23 protein-coding genes are annotated in these 24,546 nt (G+C 46.0%); 13 read left to right on the forward strand and 10 right to left on the reverse strand.

Translation table 11 applies throughout. The features are described from left to right. Positions 1 to 105: 105 nt before the first annotated feature. Positions 106 to 1,134 carry a LacI family DNA-binding transcriptional regulator gene (locus G9G54_RS18450; RefSeq protein ID WP_165179137.1) on the reverse strand — a complete coding sequence of 343 codons (1,029 nt, stop codon included), beginning with the start codon at positions 1,132 to 1,134 and terminating at the stop codon, positions 106 to 108. Between the two features lie 244 nt (positions 1,135 to 1,378). On the opposite strand from G9G54_RS18450, the gene G9G54_RS18455 reads away from it, so the two are divergent. From G9G54_RS18455 to G9G54_RS18470, 4 genes are read left to right on the forward strand one after another with little or no spacing between them, the layout of a single operon-like run. After that, positions 1,379 to 2,659 (forward strand): apiosidase-like domain-containing protein, encoded by a 1,281-nt coding sequence (locus G9G54_RS18455; RefSeq protein WP_165179138.1) that lies wholly within the window; start codon positions 1,379 to 1,381, stop codon positions 2,657 to 2,659. A 33-nt stretch (positions 2,660 to 2,692) separates the two neighbouring features. Next, positions 2,693 to 3,727 (forward strand): Gfo/Idh/MocA family protein, encoded by a 1,035-nt coding sequence (locus tag G9G54_RS18460; protein ID WP_165179139.1) that lies wholly within the window; start codon positions 2,693 to 2,695, stop codon positions 3,725 to 3,727. An 11-nt stretch (positions 3,728 to 3,738) separates the two neighbouring features. Further along, a complete protein-coding gene (gene eutH / locus G9G54_RS18465; protein ID WP_165179140.1) occupies positions 3,739 to 4,848 on the forward strand; it encodes an ethanolamine utilization protein EutH in 1,110 nt (369 codons plus the stop codon). Positions 4,849 to 4,853: 5 nt separating this feature from the next. Next, positions 4,854 to 6,707, forward strand: coding sequence for a beta-glucoside-specific PTS transporter subunit IIABC (locus G9G54_RS18470; protein ID WP_165179244.1), 1,854 nt, complete (start codon positions 4,854 to 4,856; stop codon positions 6,705 to 6,707). Between the two features lie 83 nt (positions 6,708 to 6,790). On the opposite strand, the gene G9G54_RS18475 is transcribed toward G9G54_RS18470, so the two are convergent. From G9G54_RS18475 to G9G54_RS18490, 4 genes are all read right to left on the reverse strand, one after another. After that, entirely contained in the window at positions 6,791 to 7,885 is a 1,095-nt protein-coding gene (locus G9G54_RS18475) for a glycosyltransferase family 4 protein (RefSeq protein ID WP_165179141.1), read from the reverse strand. A gap of 51 nt (positions 7,886 to 7,936) precedes the next feature. Beyond that, a complete protein-coding gene (locus G9G54_RS18480) occupies positions 7,937 to 9,031 on the reverse strand; it encodes a tetratricopeptide repeat-containing glycosyltransferase (RefSeq protein ID WP_165179142.1) in 1,095 nt (364 codons plus the stop codon). A gap of 58 nt (positions 9,032 to 9,089) precedes the next feature. Then, entirely contained in the window at positions 9,090 to 10,181 is a 1,092-nt protein-coding gene (locus G9G54_RS18485) for a glycosyltransferase (protein ID WP_165179143.1), read from the reverse strand. A gap of 191 nt (positions 10,182 to 10,372) precedes the next feature. Beyond that, positions 10,373 to 11,755 carry an NTTRR-F1 domain gene (locus G9G54_RS18490; RefSeq protein ID WP_165179144.1) on the reverse strand — a complete coding sequence of 461 codons (1,383 nt, stop codon included), beginning with the start codon at positions 11,753 to 11,755 and terminating at the stop codon, positions 10,373 to 10,375. Between the two features lie 435 nt (positions 11,756 to 12,190). Here G9G54_RS18490 and G9G54_RS18495 point away from each other — a divergent pair, with 435 nt between their 5' ends. From G9G54_RS18495 to G9G54_RS18510, 4 genes are read left to right on the forward strand one after another with little or no spacing between them, the layout of a single operon-like run. Continuing rightward, positions 12,191 to 13,306, forward strand: coding sequence for an ABC transporter ATP-binding protein (locus G9G54_RS18495; RefSeq protein WP_238808214.1), 1,116 nt, complete (start codon positions 12,191 to 12,193; stop codon positions 13,304 to 13,306). Continuing rightward, positions 13,303 to 14,025: an ABC transporter permease gene (locus G9G54_RS18500; protein ID WP_165179145.1), complete on the forward strand. Its 723-nt coding sequence runs from the start codon at positions 13,303 to 13,305 to the stop codon at positions 14,023 to 14,025. The genes G9G54_RS18495 and G9G54_RS18500 overlap by 4 nt, the downstream gene beginning before the upstream one ends. Positions 14,026 to 14,030: 5 nt before the next feature. After that, positions 14,031 to 15,422, forward strand: coding sequence for a GldG family protein (locus G9G54_RS18505; protein WP_165179146.1), 1,392 nt, complete (start codon positions 14,031 to 14,033; stop codon positions 15,420 to 15,422). After that, on the forward strand, positions 15,419 to 16,357 hold the full coding sequence (locus G9G54_RS18510) for a DUF4340 domain-containing protein (protein ID WP_165179147.1): 939 nt from the start codon (positions 15,419 to 15,421) through the stop codon (positions 16,355 to 16,357). The genes G9G54_RS18505 and G9G54_RS18510 overlap by 4 nt, the downstream gene beginning before the upstream one ends. Before the next feature lie 73 nt (positions 16,358 to 16,430). On the opposite strand, the gene G9G54_RS18515 is transcribed toward G9G54_RS18510, so the two are convergent. Continuing rightward, entirely contained in the window at positions 16,431 to 16,628 is a 198-nt protein-coding gene (locus G9G54_RS18515) for a YvrJ family protein (protein WP_238808259.1), read from the reverse strand. A 192-nt stretch (positions 16,629 to 16,820) separates the two neighbouring features. Between G9G54_RS18515 and G9G54_RS18520 the strand changes: the two genes are divergently transcribed. The 3 genes from G9G54_RS18520 (at position 16,821) to G9G54_RS18530 (ending at position 18,088) form a co-directional block, all read left to right on the forward strand. Beyond that, positions 16,821 to 17,177 carry a hypothetical protein gene (locus tag G9G54_RS18520; RefSeq protein ID WP_025719486.1) on the forward strand — a complete coding sequence of 119 codons (357 nt, stop codon included), beginning with the start codon at positions 16,821 to 16,823 and terminating at the stop codon, positions 17,175 to 17,177. Then, the gene (locus G9G54_RS26060) at positions 17,120 to 17,347 is read left to right on the forward strand and encodes a helix-turn-helix domain-containing protein (RefSeq protein WP_165179149.1); all 228 of its coding nucleotides are present in this window, start codon (positions 17,120 to 17,122) and stop codon (positions 17,345 to 17,347) included. The genes G9G54_RS18520 and G9G54_RS26060 overlap by 58 nt, the downstream gene beginning before the upstream one ends. 75 nt (positions 17,348 to 17,422) lie before the next feature. After that, on the forward strand, positions 17,423 to 18,088 hold the full coding sequence (locus G9G54_RS18530; protein WP_165179150.1) for a hypothetical protein: 666 nt from the start codon (positions 17,423 to 17,425) through the stop codon (positions 18,086 to 18,088). 115 nt (positions 18,089 to 18,203) lie between these two features. Here G9G54_RS18530 and G9G54_RS18535 read toward each other — a convergent pair whose 3' ends face one another. Beyond that, entirely contained in the window at positions 18,204 to 19,781 is a 1,578-nt protein-coding gene (locus G9G54_RS18535; protein ID WP_165179151.1) for an esterase/lipase family protein, read from the reverse strand. Between the two features lie 195 nt (positions 19,782 to 19,976). Here G9G54_RS18535 and G9G54_RS18540 point away from each other — a divergent pair, with 195 nt between their 5' ends. Continuing rightward, the gene (locus G9G54_RS18540) at positions 19,977 to 20,954 is read left to right on the forward strand and encodes a YhcN/YlaJ family sporulation lipoprotein (RefSeq protein ID WP_165179152.1); all 978 of its coding nucleotides are present in this window, start codon (positions 19,977 to 19,979) and stop codon (positions 20,952 to 20,954) included. A 105-nt stretch (positions 20,955 to 21,059) separates the two neighbouring features. On the opposite strand, the gene nagA is transcribed toward G9G54_RS18540, so the two are convergent. From nagA to G9G54_RS18555, 3 genes are read right to left on the reverse strand one after another with little or no spacing between them, the layout of a single operon-like run. After that, entirely contained in the window at positions 21,060 to 22,280 is a 1,221-nt protein-coding gene (gene nagA, locus G9G54_RS18545) for an N-acetylglucosamine-6-phosphate deacetylase (RefSeq protein WP_165179153.1), read from the reverse strand. Next, positions 22,277 to 23,005, reverse strand: coding sequence for a glucosamine-6-phosphate deaminase (nagB, locus tag G9G54_RS18550; RefSeq protein WP_165179154.1), 729 nt, complete (start codon positions 23,003 to 23,005; stop codon positions 22,277 to 22,279). Before nagB ends, nagA begins: the two co-directional genes overlap by 4 nt. Before the next feature lies 1 nt (position 23,006). Then, entirely contained in the window at positions 23,007 to 23,873 is an 867-nt protein-coding gene (locus G9G54_RS18555; protein WP_069290270.1) for a MurR/RpiR family transcriptional regulator, read from the reverse strand. Between the two features lie 357 nt (positions 23,874 to 24,230). Between G9G54_RS18555 and G9G54_RS18560 the strand changes: the two genes are divergently transcribed. After that, positions 24,231 to 24,509: an acyl carrier protein gene (locus G9G54_RS18560; protein WP_165179155.1), complete on the forward strand. Its 279-nt coding sequence runs from the start codon at positions 24,231 to 24,233 to the stop codon at positions 24,507 to 24,509. The last annotated feature ends 37 nt before the right edge of the window (positions 24,510 to 24,546 follow it).

Below are 24,546 nucleotides of genomic sequence, written 5' to 3' on the forward strand. Positions count from 1 at the left end.
TGAAAATGTCCAATATGGAGTCCGAAAATAGAAAAGGCCGCCAACATGGCGGCTTTATTCTAAAATCATAGAGAGAGCAAGCAATAATAAACCAATGATCATAGGTCATTTCAAGGCTACACAAGATCTTCTTTGAATAACCTCCGTATTCACAAGAACCTGAGTATGATGCCCCTGATGATTGTTAAGCCTCTCCATAAGCAAGTTTACAGCAGTTCGGGCCAAAATATCCTTTTTCACATGAATGGTTGTGAGTTCCGGGCTAATCACCTTGGCTTCATGTATATTATCAAATCCCATGACGGAAATTTGCTCAGGCACTCGAATGTTCATTTCTTGAAACGTTTTAATGGCACTGATCGCCATATAATCATTTTCACAAAATAGGGCCGAAGGTAGCTCATTCAGTTCATGAATAGCTGTTTTAAATACGTCCTGTGACATCACAAGCATGGGATGCATATCAAATGTAAGCCCATTTTCTATGGAAAGATTGTGCTCCTCTAAAGCCGCAATAAACCCTTCCTTTCGTTTTGTAAAGTTAAGAATCCTCGTACTGGATTGTACGTATCCTATCTTTCTGTGTCCTGACTGAATTAAATATTGGCCTGCCTGATACCCACCAAGATAGTTGTTAATAGATACGAAACTGGCATCGACGTGTTCAAAGCAAGTATCCAGAATCACAATATTGGAATGAATGGATTGTATGGAATGAATAATCTCAGAAGTTAAATTGGTACCGAGCAGAAGTATGCCTGAAGAAGGCTGATCTTTTTCCAAAGCAGATAATTCTTCTTCGAGGCTATGGCTATCAAAAGACGAAAAAATCAAGGTGTTTCCATGTTCTCTCACCTGATTGGTAATATGATGAATTAACTCATTGAAAAATGGAAGTGAATCATAATGTTCTGTTACGATGTCTGTATTTTTACAGGCCACAAAGCGTATCACATGATGATTTTTAATAACTTCCTTGCTTGTCTTCATGGTGCGTGGTTTATATCCATGCTCTTGGGCTATTTTTAGAATTTGCTCCTTGGTTTCTTCACTCACTCCGGGTTTGTTATTAAAAGCAAGAGAGACAGCAGATTTCGAAACACCTGCAAGCCTTGCAATATCATCAATTTTCAATGTGGAACCCCCTATTGAACTAAACTACATAAATTATATCATTACTCTGCAAGAAAGTTTAGTTTATAAACTAAACTAAACTAAATAACTAAAAATAAAAATTTGTTGACCATTTATGATTTATAGTGTTAATATTCAAGTGTAAAGCGCTTTAATTTAGTTTATTTTGCGAAATAATCATATAAATTTAGTTATTTATTTAGTTTTGTTTAGGTGATTTTGGGAATACAGCAAGAGAGGAACGGTGATTCATTTGAGTTTAAACATGGCTGAAAATCAAAGAAGTTTTACAAAAGAGGAAAAACCGTTTTTTTATTTGGCAGATACGGTTTGGAGTGTATTTACCAACGCTACGATAGAAGAGTGGAGCGATTATCTTGACTATCGGAAGATGCAAGGTTTCAATGTGTTGCAAATCAACATGCTCCGACAATGGGACGCAAGTGAATCGGATCTGAACCTACAGCCGTTTGCATTACTGGAAAATGGGGATTTTGACTACCATACATTAAACGAAGCTTATTTTGACCGGGCAGAAATCATGTTGAAAATGGCTATAGAGCGTGGATTTGTTCCAGCACTGGTTTTGTTGTGGTGTAACTATGTGCCGGATACATGGGCTGAAATGTTCCAAAAGGGTAATAAAATGCCGTTTAAATGCGTTGAACCCTATGTAACATACGTCGTAAACCGTTTTTCTCCATTTGATCCTATTTTTCTGATTAGCGGGGATAGTGATTTTCCGACCGAACGTGCCAATTCCTATTATTTAAAAGCACTGGAAATTGTACAACAATTAAGCCCTGCAAGCTTAACTACGCTGCATATTCAAGGGAGATTGAGAGAAATTCCTCCAGCCTTTGAGAAACACAAGGGTCTTGGATTTTATATGTATCAATCAGGACATAATTCCGAGTTTCAGCATGTGGGTCACGAGATTGCTCAACATTTCTACCATAAGCCAGATATACGGCCTGTCATTAATGGAGAGCCATGTTATGAACAAATTAGTTATAGCCGCAATATGTATGGCAGATACACTGCACTGGATGCCAGAAAAGCGGCATGGCAAAGCCTCCTTGCGGGCGGGGGAGCGGGCATCACCTACGGGGCGCATGGGATTTGGAGCTGGCACAAAAAAGGAAAGAAATTCGGCATTGTAGAAGGGGAAGGATTCGATAGTCCCTATGATTGGAGAACAGCATTGCGATTTGAAGGTGCGTGGGATTATTCCTTTATTAAATATTTATTTGAAATGTATAACCTGATTGGCGTAAAGCCGCTAGATATTGTTTTAAACAAGACAGAGGAAATCAGAGCTGCGGGGAACGAGAATTCCATGATCTTGTATGTCCCATTTAACACGAAGGTACGACTAAGTATCAACGTGCAGGATTACAAGTTTACAACGATTGATTTAGCCGGGAAGCGTTTTGCCCAAACCGACGTGTCCGTCCAAAAGGATCAATCGGTGCTAGACATGCACAGCTTTGAAAGTGATGTTGTCATCATCGGAACAAAATAAAAACAGAGAAGAACGTGGATGGAGTGAAGCAACATGTGGAAAATCGGCGTTATTGGAACGGGATATTGGTCGGAAAAACATATAAAAGCATGGCAGTTTATCTCGGATGCAGAAATCACAGGATTTTGTGATCGAAATAAAGGCTTACTTTTTGAAAAAGCAGCTCAATTCCATATCCCTACTGAATATTGTTATACCAGCCTGGAGGAGATGCTAAGCGAAGCGGATATTGATGTCGTGGACATTATTACACCTCCTGAGACACATCTGGAACTGGTTAGACTGGCGGCCGCAGCCGGAAAACATATTATGTGCCAAAAACCTTTTGCACGTTCTGTGGAGGAAGCCGAGCAGATGGTAAGTATTGCTGAAGCAGCAGGAGTCAGACTAATGGTGACCGAAAATTGGCGTTGGCTTGAACCTTTTCAAATTATAAAAAAATTGCTGGCAGAGAATATTGTTGGGAATATGAATGTTATACGTTATACGCATACCGATTTTTATTCGCCGAGGTTTGCTCCGGAAAAAGAGCTGCCGCAGCCATTTTTCAGAGATATGCCCAAGCTCTTGTTTTATGAAATGGGAGTTCATTGGCTGGATACTTGGCGTTTCTTATTCGGTGAACCTCAGCGTTTGTATGCGGAAACCAAGCGGGTCAGCCCATACACACAGGGAGAAGACACGGGCATTATCATGTTAGGTTATGAACATTATTTTGGTCTTATGGACATGAGCTGGGCGACTCGTAGGGAACTGAATGGGCAGCTTCCAGAGCAGGTCCTTCCCGATCATAAAGAACAGCTGGTGATTGAAGGCGATGAGGCCACCCTAAAACTGTATAACACAGGTAAATTATCTCTCATTAATAATCAGGGAGTCGAAAAAGTATTGGTTGAAAAGACTGAATTAAACTATGAGGAAAGCCATAAAAAGCTACAGGCTCATTTTATAGATTGTCTCAACACAGGAAAAGAATTTCAAACGAGTGGTCACGACAATATCAAGACCCTTCAGCTTGTATTCGACACCTATGACAGCGCAGAAAATCATAAAGTTCATGTGTATTAAGAGGCAACAGGATGTCCATTAACGATATTGTCATGTATGTTATTGCTCTTTTTTTAGTGCTAGGTGCATTGGATCAGTGCTTGGGAAATCGCTGGGGATTGGGACAAGCCTTCAACAATGGGCTCATGACCATGGGCTCTCTTGCTCTGGTCATGATAGGAATTGTTTCCTTGGCTCCTGTACTCGCCTCATGGTTGATTCCCATTGTTTCACCGTTATATGTGGCAATAGGTGCCGATCCGGCATCCTTTGCTAATACGATATTGGCGGTAGATATGGGAGGATACGCACTTGCGGCGGAAATGGCGCACAGCCAGCAAGCGGGCGTGTTTTCCTGGGTTTTTCTAGGGACCATGTTTGGCCCAACGCTCGTATTTACGATTCCGGTTGCCCTCGGCATTTTGGAAAAAGAGGATCATCCATATTTTGCAAAAGGTATCTTGATCGGTATTAGTACAATTCCCGTTGGTTGTTTCATAGGGGGAATAACCGCTGGTTTTGACGTGATAATGATTTTAAAAAATCTGATTATTCCCATGCTTCTTTCAATAATCATTATGCTGGGTTTACGTCTATTTACGGAGCTTACGATCCGATTGTTCAAGTGGTTTGGTAACGGCATTAGGCTTCTATCCCTTGTCGGTTTGGCAGCGATTGGGGTCGAAACCTTAACTGGATTTGTGATTATTCCCAATATGGCTCCGTTGTCTGTCGGTGTGCAAACGGTTGGAACGATTGCTATTGTATTGGCGGGTGCGTTTCCGTTGGTTGCTTGGATTACAAAAATATTTAAAAATCCGCTTCAACGGGCAGGACGTTTGCTAAACATAGATCCATCGGCTACTGCTGGTCTTGTGGCTAGTCTTGCTCATAACATTCCTACGTTCACTTTAGTCAAAGAGATGGAGCCCAGAGGCAAAGTGATTAGTATTGCTTTTGCTGTCAGTGGATCTTTCGTTCTGGGGGGACATCTTGGCTTTGTAGCAGGAATGGACAAGAATATGGTGATTGCCATGATCGTGGGTAAACTTGCAGGCGGGATCAGTGCCGTAATTGTCGCAGTTATAGCACATCCAGCTACTACGAATAGAAAAATAGAAAGCGCATCCAAGAAGGAGTGAACATGATGGATCATAAAAAAACAGCCAAAGAAGTATGGAGTGCCGTGGGCGGAAATGAAAATGTGAACAGTGTCATTCACTGTGTCACTCGATTGAGATTCAAATTGAAGGATAATCAATTACCAGATAAAGAAAAGATCAAGCAGATTGACGGTGTCATTACCGTCGTGGAAAGTGGTGGCCAATTTCAGGTGGTCATTGGGAATGAGGTTCCCAAAGTATACGAAGCTCTTCTGGATACAATGGGAGTAAAGCATGGAGATCAAATGGTTGAAGATGATCAAAAGAATGAAAAAGCGAGCCTATTCAGCCGATTTGTCGATGTAATTTCAGGTGTGTTTATGCCCGTTGTGGGTGTGCTCGCTGCTGTGGGGATTCTAAAAGGACTATTGGCCTTATGCACATCCCTGGGCTGGATGACTGATCAGATGGGCACGTATAAAATTTTATATGCGACAGCAGACGCAATGTTTTATTTCTTTCCGGTTATTCTAGGGTTTTCGGCAGGTAAAAAATTTGGAGGAAACCCGTATCTGTCTGCCGTTTTGGGAGCAGCGATGGTGTACCCGACTATTACTTCCGCCTTTACGGATAAAACGGCGCTGTCCTTTTTGACCATACCTGTCGTTCTGATTAATTATACTTCTTCTGTTATACCTATCATTATTGGAGCGTTCTTGGCAGCAAAGGTCGAAAAAATGATAAGTAAGTTTGCACCTGCCTCCATTAAAATGTTCATGGTGCCTTTTCTGACCTTGCTCATCATATCACCGCTTGTTTTTCTGGTTGTCGGACCGATAGCAACTATAATCAGCGATGGGTTAGCCAAAGGCTCTATGTGGATTTACCAGTTAAGTCCGGCTGTAGCTGGCCTCGTTCTGGCCGGATTCTGGCAGGGCATTATTATCTTCGGTCTGCATTGGGCGTTCATTCCAATTCTCCTGAATAATGTAGTTACGAACGGTTTTGATCCGATTAACGGTATGCTTTTCTGTACGACTTTTGCGCAAACAGGTGCGGCATTTGCCATCGCTTTGAAATCACGGGACCCTAAATTAAAACCTATCGCCACTTCTGCCACAATTGCGGGTTTGATGGGGGTTACTGAACCAGCTATTTACGGGGTTACTTTACCCGCCAAAAAACCATTTATTTTAGCCTCGATCGCTGGAGGTATAGGAGGAGCTGCTGCAGGCTTACTCGGCTCAACGGCATATGGATTTGCTTCAGGCGGCATTTTTGGTATACCTCTATTCATTAATCCAAAAGGCATGGATGCAGGTTTCATCGGCTTTATTATATCTTTGGTTGTAGCTTTTGTAGTCGCATTTATTTTGACCTATCTTTTCGGTTATAAAAATGCAAAACCTGCGTCTGAGATTAAAATTGCAGATGAAAACAAAGAAGAAGAAAAAGCGGTATTCAGTCCTCTACACGGTGAATTGATTCCTTTAACTGCAGTAAAAGATGAAGCTTTTTCCAGCGGTGCGATGGGCCAGGGGGCCGCAATTATTCCGAAAGAAGGAGTAGCCTATGCGCCATTTAACGGAACTGTTGTTACCGTTTTCAAAACCAAGCATGCTATCGGGCTTATTTCTGAGGATGGAGTTGAACTGCTCATTCACATTGGGATTAATACGGTCAGCTTGAAAGGAAAACATTTCACTTCCTTTGTGTCTGAAGGGGATACGATTCAAAAAGGGGACAAGCTGGTTGAATTCGATCCCAAAGCTATAGAGGATGAAGGATATGATATTACCACATCCGTCATTGTAACCAATACAGCCGTGTACACGGATATTTTAGTTGAAGATCCCAAGGATATTCATGCAGGAGACCGCTTACTAAAGATTAGATAGATTCCAATATTCCATAATAAAAAGGCAAGTAAAAGCTGACGATGACCCGTATATAAAAAGGGTTGTCGTCAGCTGTTTTTTAGTTACCTCACACCCAGCGTGTTCATCATCTGCCTGAAGGAGCGCACATATTTATCCGGTGCCAACAGACTAACGATTCGCTCCAGCCCTTTCCTGCGGATAGATTCGCGTTGAGGTACGTTGTTCATCAGGTCTAGTCCTTGCAATATCGCCTGTAAGATGTCTCCCTGCTGATAAAATTTACCAGTTTCGTTGTGGTCAATGAATGCCCGTACTCCGTCTGAATCAGAGCTTAATACGGGGCAACGACAGGCCATCGCCTCAGCTACCGCATAGCCAAATCCCTCCACCAGCGAAGTCGACAGCAGGTAGCCACCTGAGTCGCCAATCATGGAATAATACAGAGGCATTTGGGCATGAGGCACGCTTTGAAAACGCTCGATTACTGAGGACATGCCGAGCTGAGTAAGCATTTTTTCGAATTGTATTTTATCCTCTGGCTGTGACAATGTGTCATCATAAAACATCCAAATCCGAAGATCCGCACGATTTTGTAGCATCCAGTAAGAAATGTCGATAAAATGCCTCCAATTCTTATTGGGCTCCAGCCGCCCAACCCATGCAATAACCGGATTGGTCGGAGGAGTGTTAGGTACATAATTAAATACGCTGGTATCCAGTACGTTGGGAAATACATAACGATTAAGCCATGGACACGTGTTGGTAAATAGCTGCACCAGATGAGTTGTATTGGGCAAGAGCACCGCGTTGGCATATCTTTGAAGATACGGAACAGCATCCGCGACAACCCAAGCAGCCTCTTCGTGAGAACCAAAGCCCTGCGATTCATAGATTAATATCCCCTGATAGCCCAACATTCGCAGTCTGGCGAGCATAGGATAATCCGATGAGACGATAATTGCATCATAGCGATTAGTAATTACCAGCATTCGAATTTCTTCTTCAGATGAAGTCATGAACACAGGAATATCGCCGTTCAGGTTTTGCATCCCCGTACCCTGCTGATAATAGAGAAGATGACATTCAATCCCGTCCTGCATGAGCACTTTACAGCGTTGGCGGTTCAAGGTTTCCACGCCGCCGCTCGGTATATAAAAAGTAAATAGAACTTTGATCTCAATAACCTCCTTTGCCAATCACAAGCTCCTATACCAAGTTATTCAACCTACAGGACGGGGTGTGGGTTCCTATGGAAGCCTGGATTGAATTAGCGCATAATTATGGCTAAGGCGAGAATCGTCCGGGGCGTGCTCTGTTGCTTCTCTCGCAAATTCACAAGCTTTGTGTAAAAGTCCTAACTCGTAGCAAGCGAGGGCACCAAGATCATACAGTGTGGCGTCCCAGCAAAAATCTTCTTGCATGTACGTATCGGGTCGTGTTGAAATACGCAACGCTTCTTCAACCATATGATAGACGGCGGACCAGTTCCGTGTATGATAGGCCAGCTGAGCCATTTCCGTGTAAGGTTCACGTAAATACGGCGCTTCCGCAATAGCCCGGTATAACCAACGTGTTGCCTCCTGCCATTGTTCACTTGCTTTATAGGCTCTAGAAATAAAGCGCATCGAAGCGCTGCGTTCATCTGCCCAGCGTGCCTGCGGCATGGCAAGATGTTGTTGCAGTGTAGTAATGCACTCATCCCAGCGGCCATGATACATATATTCTCGCCCCAAGTAATGCATGTTGCGGTCATCCTCGGGAAACTCGCGCACAGACTGCTCCAGCAGCGGAAGGTATTGGCTGCGGGATTTGTGCGGATCGGGATCATGATACAAGCGGAGCTGATCGGATCGAATGCTACGTTCTTCACCCTCCCCGATATATTCAAGCACCTCGTGAACCGGGCGTACCCAGCGGTAACCGTGACGAGTGTGTATTTTTTCTTTCCAGAACCATGTATAAACGGTATCTTGCCCAGGCTGTCCATGCGTAAAGGCATATAGCATCCGGGTAGTTCCTTCTTTCCAGTTACGTTCCAGCCGCGACCGCCAACCTTCCTCCCAGACTTCGTCCAGATCCGTACAGACACAAATATCTATATCGTCAGGGACCAGCCGTAGGGACTCATTGCGAGCCTTGTCAAAACGCCAAGGAGTTACCTCGATACGATGCACCTCTGCACCCGCTTCGCGTAGCAGGGAAACAGTATCGTCTGTAGAGCCGGTGTCCGCTACAATGACAACATCGGCTTCACGCATGGTGTGCATCCAGCGTTTGGCGAATCGGGCTTCATTTTTGCTAATGGCATAGACAGCTATCTTGTACCGATTCGATTGTTGCATTCCGCTTGCTCCTCCTTTGACTTACTTAAAGATTGAGGGGTGAGTATGGGAGACATCTCTATTGGGGAGGATTCAGGATTGAGCTGAAAAATTGCCGATTATGCAGGACATGCGGGTCGTTGGGAACGTACATTGCAGCTTGTTCGTTGTGCCAATTCGCACGTGTGTAATCCTTCATCCGAAAATGGCAAATGCATAGCTGGATATGAGGAAACCACGTTTGGTACGCGTCCTGTACCGGGCCCATCGTGTCGGGAGGATTCAGAGTGGTAGCCATGTCGTACCAATAAATAGCTTTGGAGATCTCATTTTTATGCAAAAAATAATGACCTATCCGACAGCATAGATCTGCCCTGGGCGTATCGAAGGTCAAACTATGGAGAGCCGCTGTAATACTTTGCTCCAGCTTGCCAAGTTGTTGCAGACAGTCGGCCATTTTGCTACATGCACTAATCGCATCCTCTACCCAGCACTGTCCGGTATCTAGAAAATTCTGGTAAGCCTGCACGGCCTGCTCATATCTTTCATTATCTCTTAACTCGTTAGCGTAATAGTAGAGGTCACGAGGAGAGAAGGCATGACCTTGGGCGAGCAACTTCTCATAAATTCGCAGATTTCTTCCTGGAGAGACCGTATGTGTTCTGGTATGAGTTATGGCGATATCGGCATGTTGAATATTCCCGTCTACGGCGAGGTACTCATGCACGGCTCCGTGCCAACGGAATCCGGCTGACCTTCTGATCAAGCGGTTTCGGCGAAAATGTAGGGTGACATTGCCATGATCATCAAAGCCATAATGATAATTCATAGACACGGAATCGACGGTTGGTACGGCTAAGGAATCAAGGGTTTGCTTCAGCTCAAGCAGCTTGACGGCATCCTGCTCCTTCAAAATATCATCGGCATCAAGCCAGAGAATGTACTCCTGCGTAGCTTGCTCAAACGAGTAGTTACGTGCAAGGGCAAAATGATCTACCCATTCAAATGGAAAAATTCGATCCGTAAAGTTGCGACATATGTCAATGGTCCGATCCTGTGAACCTGTGTCCACGATGTTGATTTCATCCACAATAGGATGGACCGATTCCAGGCAACGGCCAATCGTATTTTGGTCATTTTTGACGATCATGCACAGGCTGATACTGATCAATTGAGCATCACTCCTTTGGGAACCATCTAAGGGTTCAGGTCAAACATAAAGTTGGATTTAAAAGAGGTCTGATTTATAGAAGCCCTGCCACAATCGCGGCAGGGCAAGGATAACAAAGCTTTTAACATGCTGTGCGGCTTTGTCGATAAGGTATGGTACATCGCTTAAACATGATGTGGTAGAAAAGGAGGTTAGAGTCCGGTAGGCCCCGTAGGTCCAGTCGGCCCCGTAGGTCCGGTAGGTCCAATCGGTCCTTGTGGACCAGTGTCTCCTGTTGGCCCAATCGGGCCAGTAAATCCAAACGGTCCGGTAGGTCCAGTCGGCCCTGTAGGTCCCGTGTCGCCCGTAGGTCCGACAGGTCCAGTAGCGCCTGTGTCGCCGATAGGCCCGATAGGCCCGATAGGTCCAGCAGGTCCTGTATCACCCGTGGCACCCGTAGGCCCGACAGGTCCGGTAGCACCTGTGTCCCCCGTGGCACCCGTAGGCCCGACAGGTCCGGTAAATCCAAGGCCGAATGGTCCAGTAGGTCCAGTCGGCCCTGTAGGCCCGGTATCACCCGTAGGCCCGATAGGTCCGGTAGCGCCTGTGTCACCTGTGGCACCCGTAGGTCCGACAGGTCCGGTAACGCCTGTGTCGCCCGTGGCACCCGTAGGTCCGACAGGTCCAGTAACACCTGTGTCGCCCGTGGCACCCGTAGGCCCGACAGGCCCGGTAGCGCCTATGTCACCTGTGGCACCCGTAGGTCCGACAGGTCCAGTAACACCTGTGTCGCCCGTAGCGCCCGTAGGCCCGACAGGTCCGGTAGCGCCTGTGTCCCCCGTGGCACCCGTAGGTCCGACAGGTCCGGTAGCACCTGTGTCACCCGTGGCGCCTGTAGGTCCGACAGGTCCAGTAACGCCAGTGTCCCCCGTAGCACCCGTAGGTCCGACAGGTCCGGTAACACCAGTGTCACCCGTGGCGCCAGTAGGCCCGACAGGTCCGGTAACACCAGTGTCACCCGTGGCGCCAGTAGGCCCGACAGGTCCGGTAACGCCACTAGCGCCTGTAGCACCAGTTGGGCCGGCAGGTCCGGCTGGACCCACAGCTCCAGCTGCACTTGCTTTGACAAGAGCAACGGCATCAATAGCTACATCAGCGGTGTTAGCCAAGGCATTTTTACTAATAATCAAAAAGGCAAAGGCTGCGTTGGCTGGTACAGGAGCTGTTACTTCGTATAGGCTTTGCCATGTCCCATTCACAGCGTCTGGCAATGTGCCTGCGCTCAAATAGGTAGTTAGCCCCGTGCCAAGGAAGCTAAAAGTTGCGTCATAGTAATACAGAAAAATGTTAACTTGAGGACTGGACAGGCTTCCTATTTTTGCAGCTGAAAGGCTTAACGTATAGCTTTCGCCTGGTGCAGCAAAAACGACCTGGGAAAGAGATGCATCTACTGCGCCTCCTGCCAGGATCGCACTATAAAAGTTTGTCTTTTTTACAGATAAGTTAGTGACAGTCACATTGACAGAGCTCCAAAAAAGGGTTGATCCGATCTCGAAGTCGCCGTTAGAAACTAGATTGGTAAACAATACACTCATCGCTTTTATACACTCCCTTCACACGTTGTAATGATAGTAGATGCAAATCCATACCTTAGCGAACCGTACAAGTTTCCGAGGGTAGATGTGTAATTTCATGTTCACATTTCAGACACATTATTTTAAGCTTCTATTTAAGTGACGTTAAGCTGGAGTTATATGTGGGGGATTATCATTAGAATTTAAAAGTGTAGCATGAGGTGCGGGGAGACCGCTTCGCGAAGGCTTTGGTCTTCCGATCGCTGGCGCTTCTCCAGCTCCAAATCCTCCGCTCCGCTGCTACCCGCTACTGATGCAACATTTTAGGTGGGAGGGAAGTAGGAGGAGGCCGCTTCGTGAAGGTTTTGGGCTTCCGAACTTATCGCTATGGAATTCTTTTGATATGTGTGTAGTTCGAAATGATTTATCAATACGATAAAAGAAAGGGTGAAACATGTGCTCAAAGTGCAGCAGGTGAGCAAGTGGTATGAGGGCAACCGGGGTGTACATAAGCTGGATTTTGAAATGCAGCGCGGTGAAATTGTTGGTTTCCTCGGGCCGAATGGTGCGGGTAAAACGACGACGATGCGCATGATTACAGGGTATCTTCAACCCAACGAGGGAGTGATTACGATTGATGGTATCCCGATTCAGGATAAGGGTAGACAGGCCCGTTCCAAAATCGGTTATCTGCCGGAGACTCCCCCTTTGTATGAGGATATGTCCGTAAGATCCTATTTGAAGTTTGTAGCTAGTATTCGGGACGTGCCTGCGAGAGAGCAGAAGCTGCGTATTTCGGAGATGATTTCCAGGCTAGGACTGAATGGGCGGGAAAAACAATTAGTCCGCAGTTTGTCCAAAGGGTATAAACAGCGCTTGGGACTGGCAGGTGCGATTATTCATAACCCGGATTTACTGGTGTTGGATGAACCGACCTCGGGTTTGGACCCCAATCAGATTTTGGAGATTCGTCAGCTCATTCAGGAGATTGGCGAAAATCATACGGTATTGCTTAGCACGCATATATTGCCTGAGGTGGATGCGTTATGCAATCGTGTTCTCATCATCCATGAAGGGAAACTGGTCATGGATGGGCGCCCTGACGCGCTCGGCGGTTCGATGGAAGATGGATTCAAGGTGAAGGTAGAGGTCAGAGGGAAGCGTGAGCAGGTGCTGGATGTCCTTCGTACTTGGGGAAAAGTAGAGGTTGAATCTATGACGACCACGCTGCCTCCAGCGAACACGAAGCTGACCGCCGCAGAGCCAGATATGACCGGATTGCTACTCACAGGAGCCTCCGGTGAGGATTTTCGCGAAGAACTATTTTATGTGCTGTCTGATGCGAAGCTTCCGATTTTGGAGATGAAAAAAGAAAGCCTTAGCTTGGAAAATATCTTCCAGCAGTTAACGACCCGCGAGACGGGAGAAGGTCAGGTCGGCGATCCAGCAGTACAAGACCTACATTCCTCGGAGACTTCAGCACCTACGGCTATTACGGTGGAGCATGGAGAAGCTGCGTCCAGCGACGATAAGGCTGAAGAAGATAAGGATACAGGAGGTAAACGGTCATGAGGCGTTTGTTCGCGGTCTGTCAAAAAGAGCTGCAAGCCTATCTGTGGACACCAACGACCTATTTTGCGCTTGCAGTGTACATGCTGCTCACGGGGTTACTTTTTTATACAAATTTTGTTATGTATCAGCCTAGCATTCTGGACTATCGGCTGGTACTCGGTGACACCTTGTCCATGCTGGTGTTCGTCGTCCCATTGCTCACGATGAGGCTGGTTGCGGAGGAATTCAGGCAAGGTACGGATGAACTGCTGCTTACCTCCCCTGTGAGTGTGACGGAAATGATCGTGGGTAAATTTTTGGCGTCGCTGGGCATGTTGCTCATATTAGTGCTGTGCAGTCTAGCGTATCCGGTCGTGATGTCCTTTTATGGGTCGCTGGATTGGACACTGGTATTTACATCTGTGATCGGTCTATTTATGCTTGGCGCAGCCATGATGGCGATCGGCTTATTCGCTTCGACGCTTTCACAGCATCAGATGATGTCAGCGGTCGTCGGTTTTATTATTTTACTTGTGTTCTGGATGCTGGATTCGTTTGGTGGACAGACGGGTGCATCTACGGCGGTACAGCAATGGCTGGAACCTTTTTCACTAACCGCACGGTTTGACAGTTTCACCAAAGGATTGCTGAATGGAGCCGATGTGATGTACTACGTGACGGTGGCGGTGCTCTTTTTGCTATTCAGCATCCAAGTGGTTGAACGGAAACGGTGGAGGTAATGAATATGAAAAAATGGCTGGGTCATACCAATAGTGTGGTACTATCAGTTGCTGCTGTAGGGATTTTTATTTTATTGACGTTATTTCTGCGGTCTTTGGGTGGCTTTCAACTGGATCTGACGGCAGGCAAGCAGTATACGCTGTCTGACCAAACGTTGACGACCATCCAAGGTGTAAAGGAAGATGTACGGCTCATTGCTTTTACCGTATCTACTTCACAAAATCAGAAGCTGAACCGGGATGTTACGGACATGCTGAATGAATATGCCAAGCGTAACAACAAGCTCAAGGTCGAGCAATACGATCTGAATCAGGAACCGATACTGGCCAAGCAATATGGTGTTACTTCAGCATCTATTGTGTTGGTGCAGGGGGAGAAGAAGCGGGTTATAGATATTGGGAGTCTATTTACGCAAGCTCAGGGGAGTGGTGAAGGGGCATACCAATTTACCGGCGAAGAAAAGCTGACTAGTGGACTGCTGGGATTATCATCTACCCGTCAAGGGAAAGTGGTCTTTCTAACTGGACATGAGGAAATCCCATTGTCCCAAATGACTGAATTAAGCAGCTCACTGTCACAAGATAATGTGAAAACAGAGGAAGTTCAGCTTAATCAGGCGGGTAGCGTGCCCAAAGATGCGTCTGTATTGGCTATTGTCGGACCAGAACGTGATATCAGTGCAACGGAACTGAAGAGTATTCGTACGTATCTGAATGATGGCGGAAAGCTTTTTATGGCACTAGGCTTTCACCCGAACATGGGGTCCGATTGGAAAAACCTTGATGCATTAGCAGCTGATTATGTAGTGAAGGACACTCATGCCATCGTGGTGGATCAGGAACAGACGAATACACTTGGACCTCTATGGACGGTTCCTACCTTCGGCAGTCATGCGATCACCGATAAGTTGGCGGCTTCCAATCTGTACCCGGTTCTTTCACTGTCTATTGCTTTGCAGGCAGGAGAGCAGAAGGATTGGAAGACGACGCTTTTGATGAAATCTTCTGCAGCCAGCTATGGTGAAACGAATATCCAAGGACTGCTGAACAACGAAACGCAAAAGGATGACAAGGACCCGCAGGGGCCGCTGAATCTCGGTTATGCGGTAGAAGGGAAAGAAGGCAAGCCCAAAGCCGTTATTCTCGGAACGTCGGCCCTCTTAAGCGACACTGAGATCATCACAGGAGGCAATCGAGACTTTGTGCTGAACAGTCTGAATTATGTGCAGGAACACTCTGATGGGCTCACCATTCGTCCTCGTCAGGAGCAGGATTATAAGGTAGCTTACTTGACTCCTGCACAAGCGAAAACGATATTGACCATATCTGTCATCGGATTGCCGTTGCTGTTCGCGGTCATCGGAATCTTATTATGGTGGAGGCGAAGAAGAGCATGAGAAAATGGATACCCACAGTGCTACTGTTAGTTGTATTGGGAGCGGGTATAATCTATGCAAAGAGCCAAAACTTCTTTCGTGAACAAGCGCCGGCGGCTCGCCAGCTGGTTCAGCTTACGCAAGAGAATATTACGTCTTTCGCGATCACTGGAAAGGACGGCAAGTCGGTGGAACTTGAACAACATGATGGTCAATGGAGTATGAGCAAGCCACGGACTTACCCATTAAACCAATATACAATAGACAATTGGCTAGCGGCGATTCAAAATGTAAAGTTGGGTGAAGTGGTGGAATCTTCTCCTACAGACGTAGCCAAATATGGGATCAGCGCTACCCATGATCAGATTGAGATTAAGACCAAGCAGGGTGACGTTCGTACCTTTGCCTTCGGTGAAACGTTGCCTTCCGGAGATGCTGTTTATGTATTATCAGACAAAAAAGAGATAGCTTCTGTACCTATAGATACACTTTCAGGGTTGTTGCTGGGTGCTGATGATTTTATAGATACAACGCCGTTCGATTGGGACGATACCAAGCTGAGCGGAATAGAGTGGGAAGGCCAAAATGCTTCATGGATGCTCAAATCCTCCGGTAACAGCGGAACCGGAGACAGTGCTTCCACATCTTGGACGCTGAACGGAAAGTCAGTAGCCAGTGACACGGCGACTTCCCTCTCGCAGCAAATCAAAAACCTGGCCAGCAGTCAGGCCTTGCGCAAAGCCTCTGAGCTGAACAAGCCTGTTCACCGCTTTACGCTGAGCATATCACTGGGTAAGGATGATTCCCAGCTGGTCTATCAGGGTTGGACGCTTAACGATGATCCAGATACCGTATGGATTGTACCGCCACAAAGTAAATGGGCTTATGGTCTGTCAGTATCTGACGTAAACCGTGCTGAACAGAATGGACACAACCAAGCTCAGACTGGAAAATAATCATTAGAATTATATTAGCGCACAAAGAGGCTCCAACGGCGGATGATCGTCGTCTGGAGCTTCTTTGTGTTCGTTACTCGTCAGGTTTGCTGCTTTTGGAAGAAGAATTGTTAGTGTCGTTTAATTCTTGGATAACCTGAATCAGCTCATGAAGTGAGAGATCCAGCTTGTCCAGCTTTTCCTCCATCGTGTGCAGGATGTGCCGCAATAAAATAAAACAAAGTCCAGCCGGAAAGCCTACGTTGGTAACCATAGAAAGAGCATCATCCATTTGCAATGTATTCCCTCCTTTTTAGCCATATATAAAGGAAGGTAAATTAAAAGAACCATATACAACTGCATGTAAAAATAGTATAATAAATAAGAACAAATGTTCTGTTTTGGTTGTAAAATAGGTTTGCAAATTACCCTATAGTATGAGGATTTAGAAAAAGTCAAATCCAAAGAGAAAGGGTGATTTACAATGGATAAGTCTCAGCTAACATTGGTGGAACAATATCGAAAGAAGCTGTACCGCATTGCCTGGAGAATCCAGTATCGTGCTCGGGTACAAACCAATCATGAATTTGTAATGGAAAAAAACGAAGCCGTCAGTGCCCCATCTTTTACAGAATCTTCAAACTCTAATATGTACACACTACAGCTTATCAACTCTCTATCTTCTGAGATCGGAAAAATGATCATCTTTGACCTTTACATACTAGACAAAACCGAAGCACAGATTGCAAAAGAGTTAAAGCTATCCCAACAGGCGGTGAATAAATGGAAAAAGAAAATGCTCAAAGAGTTATTTCGGATGCTGAGTTCGTCCAATTGCTAAAATTAGTACGAAGTGGAGATCAGGAGGCCATGTATAGGATACTTCAATTGTTCGAGGAAGACATTCAAAAGACCAGTCGGTATATTCGTATGTCCCGTGAAGATGCTGTCCAAAGCATTGTGACTGATTTTATAGAAGAACTGCGACAAGAGTTAAAAACAGTTCCATAGAAAAGTGGACAATGGATATAGCCTTGGCTATCCTTATCCATAGGTTTACTTATTTAACGGAGGGCTTATAAGTTTATGAGTGATAACAGGGCTTCTTTTGAGAAAAGTATGAAGATGTACCCAGTCAACAGTATTCGTTCCAATGTCATCATTCTTGTTTTATTACTGTTAGATCTGTTTCTGGTTATCCCCTTAGTGGGAAATCCATACATTGCAGTTTACGTTTATGTACTGTTGCCACCGATTGTTATGATAAACATTTGGGCTCTAGTACTGGTCATCATGCCACGCAAATTGCAGTTGAATTACATTTTATTCCGTGGTGTATTTGGTTTGATTTGTTCTATGGGCTTCATGATCATGACACAAAAGTTTGCTTATGGCATGTTGGGTCTGGATACTTCATGGTATTTTATAGGTTCTTTTGCCCTTTATGGAGTCGCCTTGTATTCCTTTATAAAATATAATTTGGCGAAATTCAAAGATCCTTCAAAACATAAGAAGAAACCAAAAGTTAAGGAAAAAAACAAGAGAGCGCCTGTAGTGACGATCACGACATTTACTGGGGCTGGTTATCTGATAGCTAATGTTTCCCTCGGATTTGCTACACAACAATTAGTTGCCACAGTATTGATCAGTGTATACTCCATGCTGGCATTTGTTCTTTTCCATTTTATTATGGATTTACACCGCTACTATTGGCTTCATAAGCTGAGGAATCAGAATCAAACAACCGATTGAACACAAGAATGGAATTACAAAGTATTACCACTATCAAGAAGTTTTGTAATGAATAATAGCCTGCAAACGCCCCATATATGTAGGGGTTCGCAGGCTTTTTAGGTTGTAGATTTATTTAGTCAACATACTTATTGCCGTCAGCATCAATATAGATGGATTGAACAGCTGTGCGACGGTACGGATAACCTGCCTCTGTGGTGCCGCTAATTTCATAGGTTACAGAATAGATGCCGGGCTTGTCCGCTTTGGATAGCTCTATTTGTCCGGTAGGGTTAACGGTTTTTTGCTGTACCGTCAAACCTTTGGAGGCAGAAGTGACTCCTTGCTGCGGATCACCATAATATTGAACTTGGTAGGTAACTTGTGTAACGCTGTCTGGGGAATCCTGTGGTTTCAGGTTTAGCTTCGGGCCCACTGCATTCAGATTGTATTTCAGCTCTGGAACTTGAACAGCCTGGTAACGTGCAATCAGGAGATATGCTCCTTGATCAGGAACTGTGACGTTCAGTTTATAGGTGCCCGGTTTTGGATTTTGAATGACGGCGTTATGATGCCAGGCACCAGCAAAAATATCGTCATCATAGCCTGCTTTCAGATTAATAATTTCACTGGTACCGTCAGGCTTGGTTAGTTCCAGCTTACTCACACGTTTATCGCTGATCCAGTCCAGATCAATGGATTTGACACCATTTTCAACAGTGAGGGTTTCTGAGGCTTTTCCATTATAATCGCCGCCTCGGATAAAGTAAGAATTATCGATCTCGTTATAGGTGGATTGTACAGCAGAAGCAGTCAGGGAAGAAGCTGAAAGTGCTTCAGTTTCCTGATTCAATGCTGGAGTGTTCGCTTGGAGGTAGGGTTGGATCAGGGAGAAGACGTAAGAACCGGTACGAACCTTGGCATGATCCCAAGATCCGATTTTAACTACACGTCCGCCGGGGAGCTTAGCGTTGTCGACTGTGACCACCCCATCATTTTTACCAAAGGTTGAGAGGTAAAGTCCGCCGAGTATGTAGGACGCAGTGCCGTCAGACCAGTTATCACCAGCAAACGTGAAGAATGGAATTGTAGTTGCGTTGCTGAGTGCATCGGTCTTGGATCGGAAATACTTCATATAAGATGTTTGTAAAGTGGAGGTACCGGGATTTTGTGAGCCGACGATGTCTGCCAGCCATCCGGCCCAGCTGCTGTAGGCGAGATCTGCAAGTTGTGAGCCATGATGGGGACTGCTGAGGGTGATGACACGTTGAACATAAGGAGCGGCTCCGTTATATACGAGAGCGGTTTGAGTATCCACTCCACCTTTGCTGTGGGCGATGACAATGAGCTTTTTTCCAAAGTGATTACTGATGACCTTGATTTTGTCGGCTAAAAGCTTACCATTGTCCCACATATCCTGGGATGTACCATTTGTATCGTACAGATTAATGGTGGCCGTCTGGTATCCGGCGTCACGTGCGCGATGAAGCATGTCGTTATTATTTTTGGTCCAGACTTCAGCGCTACTGTTCAAACCATGTACGAATAATAATGCAGGTTTGGCAGGATCAACGCGATTAGGTGGTGGGCCTTCTGCCCAGCTTCCGGCGGGATCTTTCGGGGGTTGGGGTGTAGTGGAGCCTGCAAAAGCGCCGACGGGTACAAGAGTAACTGATAACAAAAAAATGAGCATCAAAACAGTGATCTTTTTCAAATTGAAAATCCTCCTTTGTAAAATAAAGTATTTTTCAAGCTTATTATACATGCCATCTTGTGGTAAATCATCAATTGTATTTCATATTTACATTAAAATTTTATTTTTTTAGTCATTTTTTAGTCAGGATATCCCTATGATTCATAGCGCATGATAATCTCGTCACACATTTTATAATGTATGGAGGATGAGTTCATGCCAGGAACTAAGAAGGTCATCAGTTTTACGATTTCTGCTGCTTTACTCGCCAGTATGGCTGCTTTGACCGGGTGCGGAAATGCCGATCATAACGTTCGTACGAACAGTACACGTTATAACGCGCAAAGCACACATCATATGGATGGTGTGAACCGTAATGGTATGGATGGTGTGAATCGTTATGGGGTTAAGTCCAATGGTATGGACGGGATGTCATTGAATGAAAATGGCAACCGAACCGGACATCCAGTCCGTAATCTGCAAGTCGATCGCAATTTGTCCAAACGTATATCCGAGATGCCGGATGTAAAGTCTGCGACAGTGCTGGTCGGTGAACGACATGCCTATGTAGCCGTTTCCTTGAAAGACCAAGCCAACGGAACAGGTGTCGGTGCTCCAAGTGTTGACGGTACTCCAAGTGCTAATAGTATTGGACGTAACGGTAATGTACCGAGTGTGAATGGCGTTAATGGCACTAGAGGAAACCGTACTACGGATACTACAACGCCTGGAATGACAGACAATGGAGTTGCCGGAAATGGAGTTACCGGGAATGGAACACCTGCGCGTCGTGATGACGGTTTATTCGGTACGATGGGTACAGGCTCGTATGGTATGTTGCGTGGCTTGGCGAACAACAATGGCACAGATAACAGAAACACCACAATCGAGGGAGCAAGAACTGCATATGAACCAAGTGATGCAGTCAAGAGCCGAATCGCGAATAAAGTTAAGCAATTTGCACCTTCGATTGAACAGGTGTATGTATCGGCTAACCCGGACTTTGTCAAACAAGCCACTGACTTTACACACAGTGTGCAAAATGGTCATCCGATCAGAGGCTTGAGCAATGAAATGGTGGATGTGATTGAACGTGTATTCCCGACCCCGGCGGCTGGTACAAACCGTCCAATGGAAAATACAGCACCCACACGCCCACAAAATCATACGCCCGCGCCGATGAATCATCGCTAATTCAAACCCTATAAGTGTGTGCAATGCCAAAGAAAGAGCTATCCATCTCAGCGAATACGCTGGTGGATAGCTCTTTAGTTTTGGGGAATGATAACTATAACTGAATTATTTGCGCAATCCTTTAATCCATACGCCTTGCAGCTTTAACTCTCCATCCAGTAACAGGATATCTGCTTGTTTACCTGCTTCTAGCGAACCTGTACGATCAGCAATGTGCAAGGATCGAGCCGGATTTAGGCTGGCCATTTGTGATGCCGCGGGAATACTCATACCAACATGTTGAACCAAATAGCGGAAGCCTTCAATCATCGTTAGTGTGCTTCCTGCCAAAGTGACCCCATCCTCCAGTCGCGCTACACCGCCCTGCACGATTACCGGCAAATCGCCGAGCGTATATTTCCCGTCTTCCAGACCAGTAGCAGACATGGCATCTGTGATGAGAATGAGATTATGATCCTGCTTTAACCTAGCGAGCAAGGAAATGGCGGCGGGATGCACATGAATGCCGTCCGCGATGATTTCTGCTTCAATGCGCGGATCAGCAAGTACGGCTCCGGCGGCTCCCGGCTTGCGATGATGCAGCGGAGTCATAGCATTAAACGCATGCACCGCATGGTTCAGCCCCGCCGTCGCTGCCTGTTCAACCTCTTCATACGTAGCATCCGTATGACCGAGAGCCGCGGTAATGCCATGGCTGCAAAGCCATGCAATCAGTTCCAGCGCTCCTTCCCGTTCGGGCGCAAGCGTGAGCTGGCGAACAAGGCCTGGATAGCGTTGCTCCCATTCTGCCACCCATGAAAGATTCGGTGGCACGATATGTTCCGGGTTTTGCGCTCCTGGCCAGTTCGGACTGATGAACGGCCCTTCTAGATGTACGCCCTCCAACTGAGCATAGGGCATAGGTAGTGCCATATAAGCGTGAACTTCACTCAATACTCGGTCAATCTGTTCCTTGGGCGCGGTCATGGTGGTAGCCAGCATGGCCGTCGTTCCTTGTGAACCGTGAAAGGAGGTGATCGTATCCAGCACCTTTGGACTGGAGTCCATAAAGTCCTCACCGTTACCGCCGTGAACATGAATATCAATAAAGCCTGGTAGCAGATAGCCTCCTTCCAGACGCACAATTTTTACCGTTCTCGCTGCACTTTCTTCCTGATTTGCCAAGACTACCGATGTCCAATCGGCCGGCAAATTTCCCTCGGAACCAGCATAAACAATGGACTGCCCCTCAATGACGACAACCCCTTTTTCAATGATGTCATTTCCAACGACAACTTGCCCATACAGTAGCTGGGGTACGTTACCACTCATTTCATCTGACTTCAATTGAACCATCCTCCCGCTTTCTGATCCAGTAAAATAAGTACGTTGGGGTGACATTGCAGCAAAGAAGCCGGACACTCAGTCGTGACAGGTCCAGTTAAAGCCTGTTTTATAATGTTGGCCTTATCCGCACCAAAAGCCACCAGTATAATTTGCTTCGCCTTAAGAATCGTGCCTACTCCCATCGTAACTGCTTGCCTGGGTACAGCATCTATTTCGCCAAAAAATCGAGCATTTGCCGAGCGCGTACTTTCTTTCAAATCTACAACATGTGTGGCTCCAGCCAAGCTGTGACCGGGTTCGTTAAAGCCGATATGCCCATTATGACCAATGCCAAGCAACTGCAGATCCACGGGGCCATGATCCAGAATAGCCTGCTCGTGCGCTGCACATTCTGCTGCAAGATCTAGTGCATTCCCGTCAGGAACACGTGTATGGGATATGGGAATGTCGATATGCTGGAACAAGTGCTCATTCATAAAGCTTCGATAGCTCTGCGGATGTTCTAGGGGAAGACCAACATATTCATCAAGATTCACGGAATAGGCGCGTGCAAAACTGACCTGTTCCTTGCGGTACATATCTGCAAGATGTTGGTAAATGCCAATCGGCGTACTACCGGTGGCCAGGCCAAGCATAGCCTGTGGTTTGGATAGCAGCAAGCTAGCGATCACAGCGGCGGAAGTAGCGTTCAGGTCTTCACGGCTGTTCAAAATGCGTATGTTCATCTTAGTGACCCCCTGGTTGTTTTTTGAGCTTGCTCACTTGTTGATATGAACCTTCCAATCTTGGAATATATTTGTCAAAATCCGCGCTCACCATACCTGTAAACAGAATATCTATAATATGAAGCTGGGCGATGCGAGAGGCCATATCCCCACGTCGCATTCCTTCCTCCAATGAAGAGGAAAATAGCGCAATATCCGCAAGGCCTGCCAGCGTATTGTTTCCGAAGGAGGTTAGGGATAGTGTCTTGGCCCCCTGTTCCTTTGCACAGCGTAGAGCCGCAATGGTCTCCTGGGTTTCCCCTGAATAAGAGACGGCAAAGGCGACATCTTCCGCTCCGAGCGAGGAGGCAGAGGTGATCTGCATATGGGAATCTGCAAAGGCAGTGCTGTTCTTGCCAATACGGATGAGCTTCTGGTAAAAATCCTGGGCCACAATCGACGATGTCGCCATGCCATAAAGATCAATGCGGCTCGTGGCTGACAGCCATGCAATGGCCTGCTCCAGCTTGTCGAAATCCAGCAGTCGGGTCGTGTCTGCAATGGATGCGGTATGGTTCGCCTGAATAGCCTGCACGATTCGGGAAAGTGAATTTCCGGCGACAATATCCTGATAGGATTCTTCACCATTACGGTTGGAATGAGACAACTCGGCGGCCAGTTTCATTTTGAAATCGGGATAGCCTTTAAAATGTAGTGATTTGCAAAACCGCGTAACGGTCGCCGCACTTACACCACAACGCTCTGACAGCTCCCGAATACCCAGATGCAGCACATCTTCCGGGGATTGCAGGATGGATTCCGCCAGCTTGCGCTCCTGTACGGGAAGCTGCTCCAGTCTATGGGCTAATGTATGAAGAATGGGGGACATGAGCTGTGCTCCTTTGGCTGTAGAGTGTTTATGTGAAAATAAGTATCGTATATAATGGGAATATAAAGAAAAACATTTTCACGTGTATTGTAAAATAATTCTGCTGCTCATGCAAGAGATGTGAGAAGAATTTTTATTAGATTTTGCGAAAAAATAGCCAGCGAAAATTGTAGAAGTTATCATACATTAATTTACATATTGCGAGTTTTACTTACAAAACAACCTATTGACTTGTCTCTTCATTGGAGGAGTATAATTGAATAAAGTTCCAGTGAAGGAATTTTTCTAGGAGCTTTCTTTGCAGAGGGCATCGTTGGGTGGAACGAACAGAATCTCATTCACAAGGAGGAGTTTGCTATGCAAAGCCAAGTGATTGAAATGATCAGCGCGGTTAAGGAAGATCCTGAACTGGTCGCTAACCTGGATGGACATTCGGACATTATTCATGATGCGGGACTGGATTCGTTGCAGTTGGTTCATTTCATGCTGCAAGTGGAGGATGCGTTTGATGTGGAGATTGATTTTGATTCCTTTGAGCTAGAGCATTTGAGCTCGGTAGATGCGTTTTGCAGCTACATTCAGGGGATCAGCGATGCGGAACAAGCGCCGCATCTGGAGGGAATGGAGACGGTCTGACGTACAGCTAGGTACATGTGCCTGAAAATCCATTAAA

This window comes from Paenibacillus sp. EKM212P, from assembly GCF_011066115.1.
Taxonomy (GTDB): Bacteria; Bacillota; Bacilli; order Paenibacillales; family Paenibacillaceae; genus Paenibacillus; species Paenibacillus polymyxa_B.

What these genes read in the sequence shown, in the direction of transcription:
- G9G54_RS18460 (WP_165179139.1), top strand. Translation starts at nt 2,693, where the DNA reads ATGTGGAAAATCGGCGTTATTGGAACGGGATATTGGTCGGAAAAACAT.
- eutH (WP_165179140.1), top strand. Translation starts at nt 3,739, where the DNA reads ATGTCCATTAACGATATTGTCATGTATGTTATTGCTCTTTTTTTAGTG.
- G9G54_RS18470 (WP_165179244.1), top strand. Translation starts at nt 4,854, where the DNA reads ATGGATCATAAAAAAACAGCCAAAGAAGTATGGAGTGCCGTGGGCGGA.
- G9G54_RS18480 (WP_165179142.1), bottom strand. Translation starts at nt 9,031, where the DNA reads ATGCAACAATCGAATCGGTACAAGATAGCTGTCTATGCCATTAGCAAA.
- G9G54_RS18490 (WP_165179144.1), bottom strand. Translation starts at nt 11,755, where the DNA reads ATGAGTGTATTGTTTACCAATCTAGTTTCTAACGGCGACTTCGAGATC.
- G9G54_RS18500 (WP_165179145.1), top strand. Translation starts at nt 13,303, where the DNA reads ATGAGGCGTTTGTTCGCGGTCTGTCAAAAAGAGCTGCAAGCCTATCTG.
- G9G54_RS18505 (WP_165179146.1), top strand. Translation starts at nt 14,031, where the DNA reads ATGAAAAAATGGCTGGGTCATACCAATAGTGTGGTACTATCAGTTGCT.
- G9G54_RS18510 (WP_165179147.1), top strand. Translation starts at nt 15,419, where the DNA reads ATGAGAAAATGGATACCCACAGTGCTACTGTTAGTTGTATTGGGAGCG.
- G9G54_RS18515 (WP_238808259.1), bottom strand. Translation starts at nt 16,628, where the DNA reads ATGGATGATGCTCTTTCTATGGTTACCAACGTAGGCTTTCCGGCTGGA.
- G9G54_RS18520 (WP_025719486.1), top strand. Translation starts at nt 16,821, where the DNA reads ATGGATAAGTCTCAGCTAACATTGGTGGAACAATATCGAAAGAAGCTG.
- G9G54_RS26060 (WP_165179149.1), top strand. Translation starts at nt 17,120, where the DNA reads ATGGAAAAAGAAAATGCTCAAAGAGTTATTTCGGATGCTGAGTTCGTC.
- G9G54_RS18530 (WP_165179150.1), top strand. Translation starts at nt 17,423, where the DNA reads ATGAGTGATAACAGGGCTTCTTTTGAGAAAAGTATGAAGATGTACCCA.
- G9G54_RS18540 (WP_165179152.1), top strand. Translation starts at nt 19,977, where the DNA reads ATGCCAGGAACTAAGAAGGTCATCAGTTTTACGATTTCTGCTGCTTTA.
- nagB (WP_165179154.1), bottom strand. Translation starts at nt 23,005, where the DNA reads ATGAACATACGCATTTTGAACAGCCGTGAAGACCTGAACGCTACTTCC.
- G9G54_RS18555 (WP_069290270.1), bottom strand. Translation starts at nt 23,873, where the DNA reads ATGTCCCCCATTCTTCATACATTAGCCCATAGACTGGAGCAGCTTCCC.
- G9G54_RS18560 (WP_165179155.1), top strand. Translation starts at nt 24,231, where the DNA reads ATGCAAAGCCAAGTGATTGAAATGATCAGCGCGGTTAAGGAAGATCCT.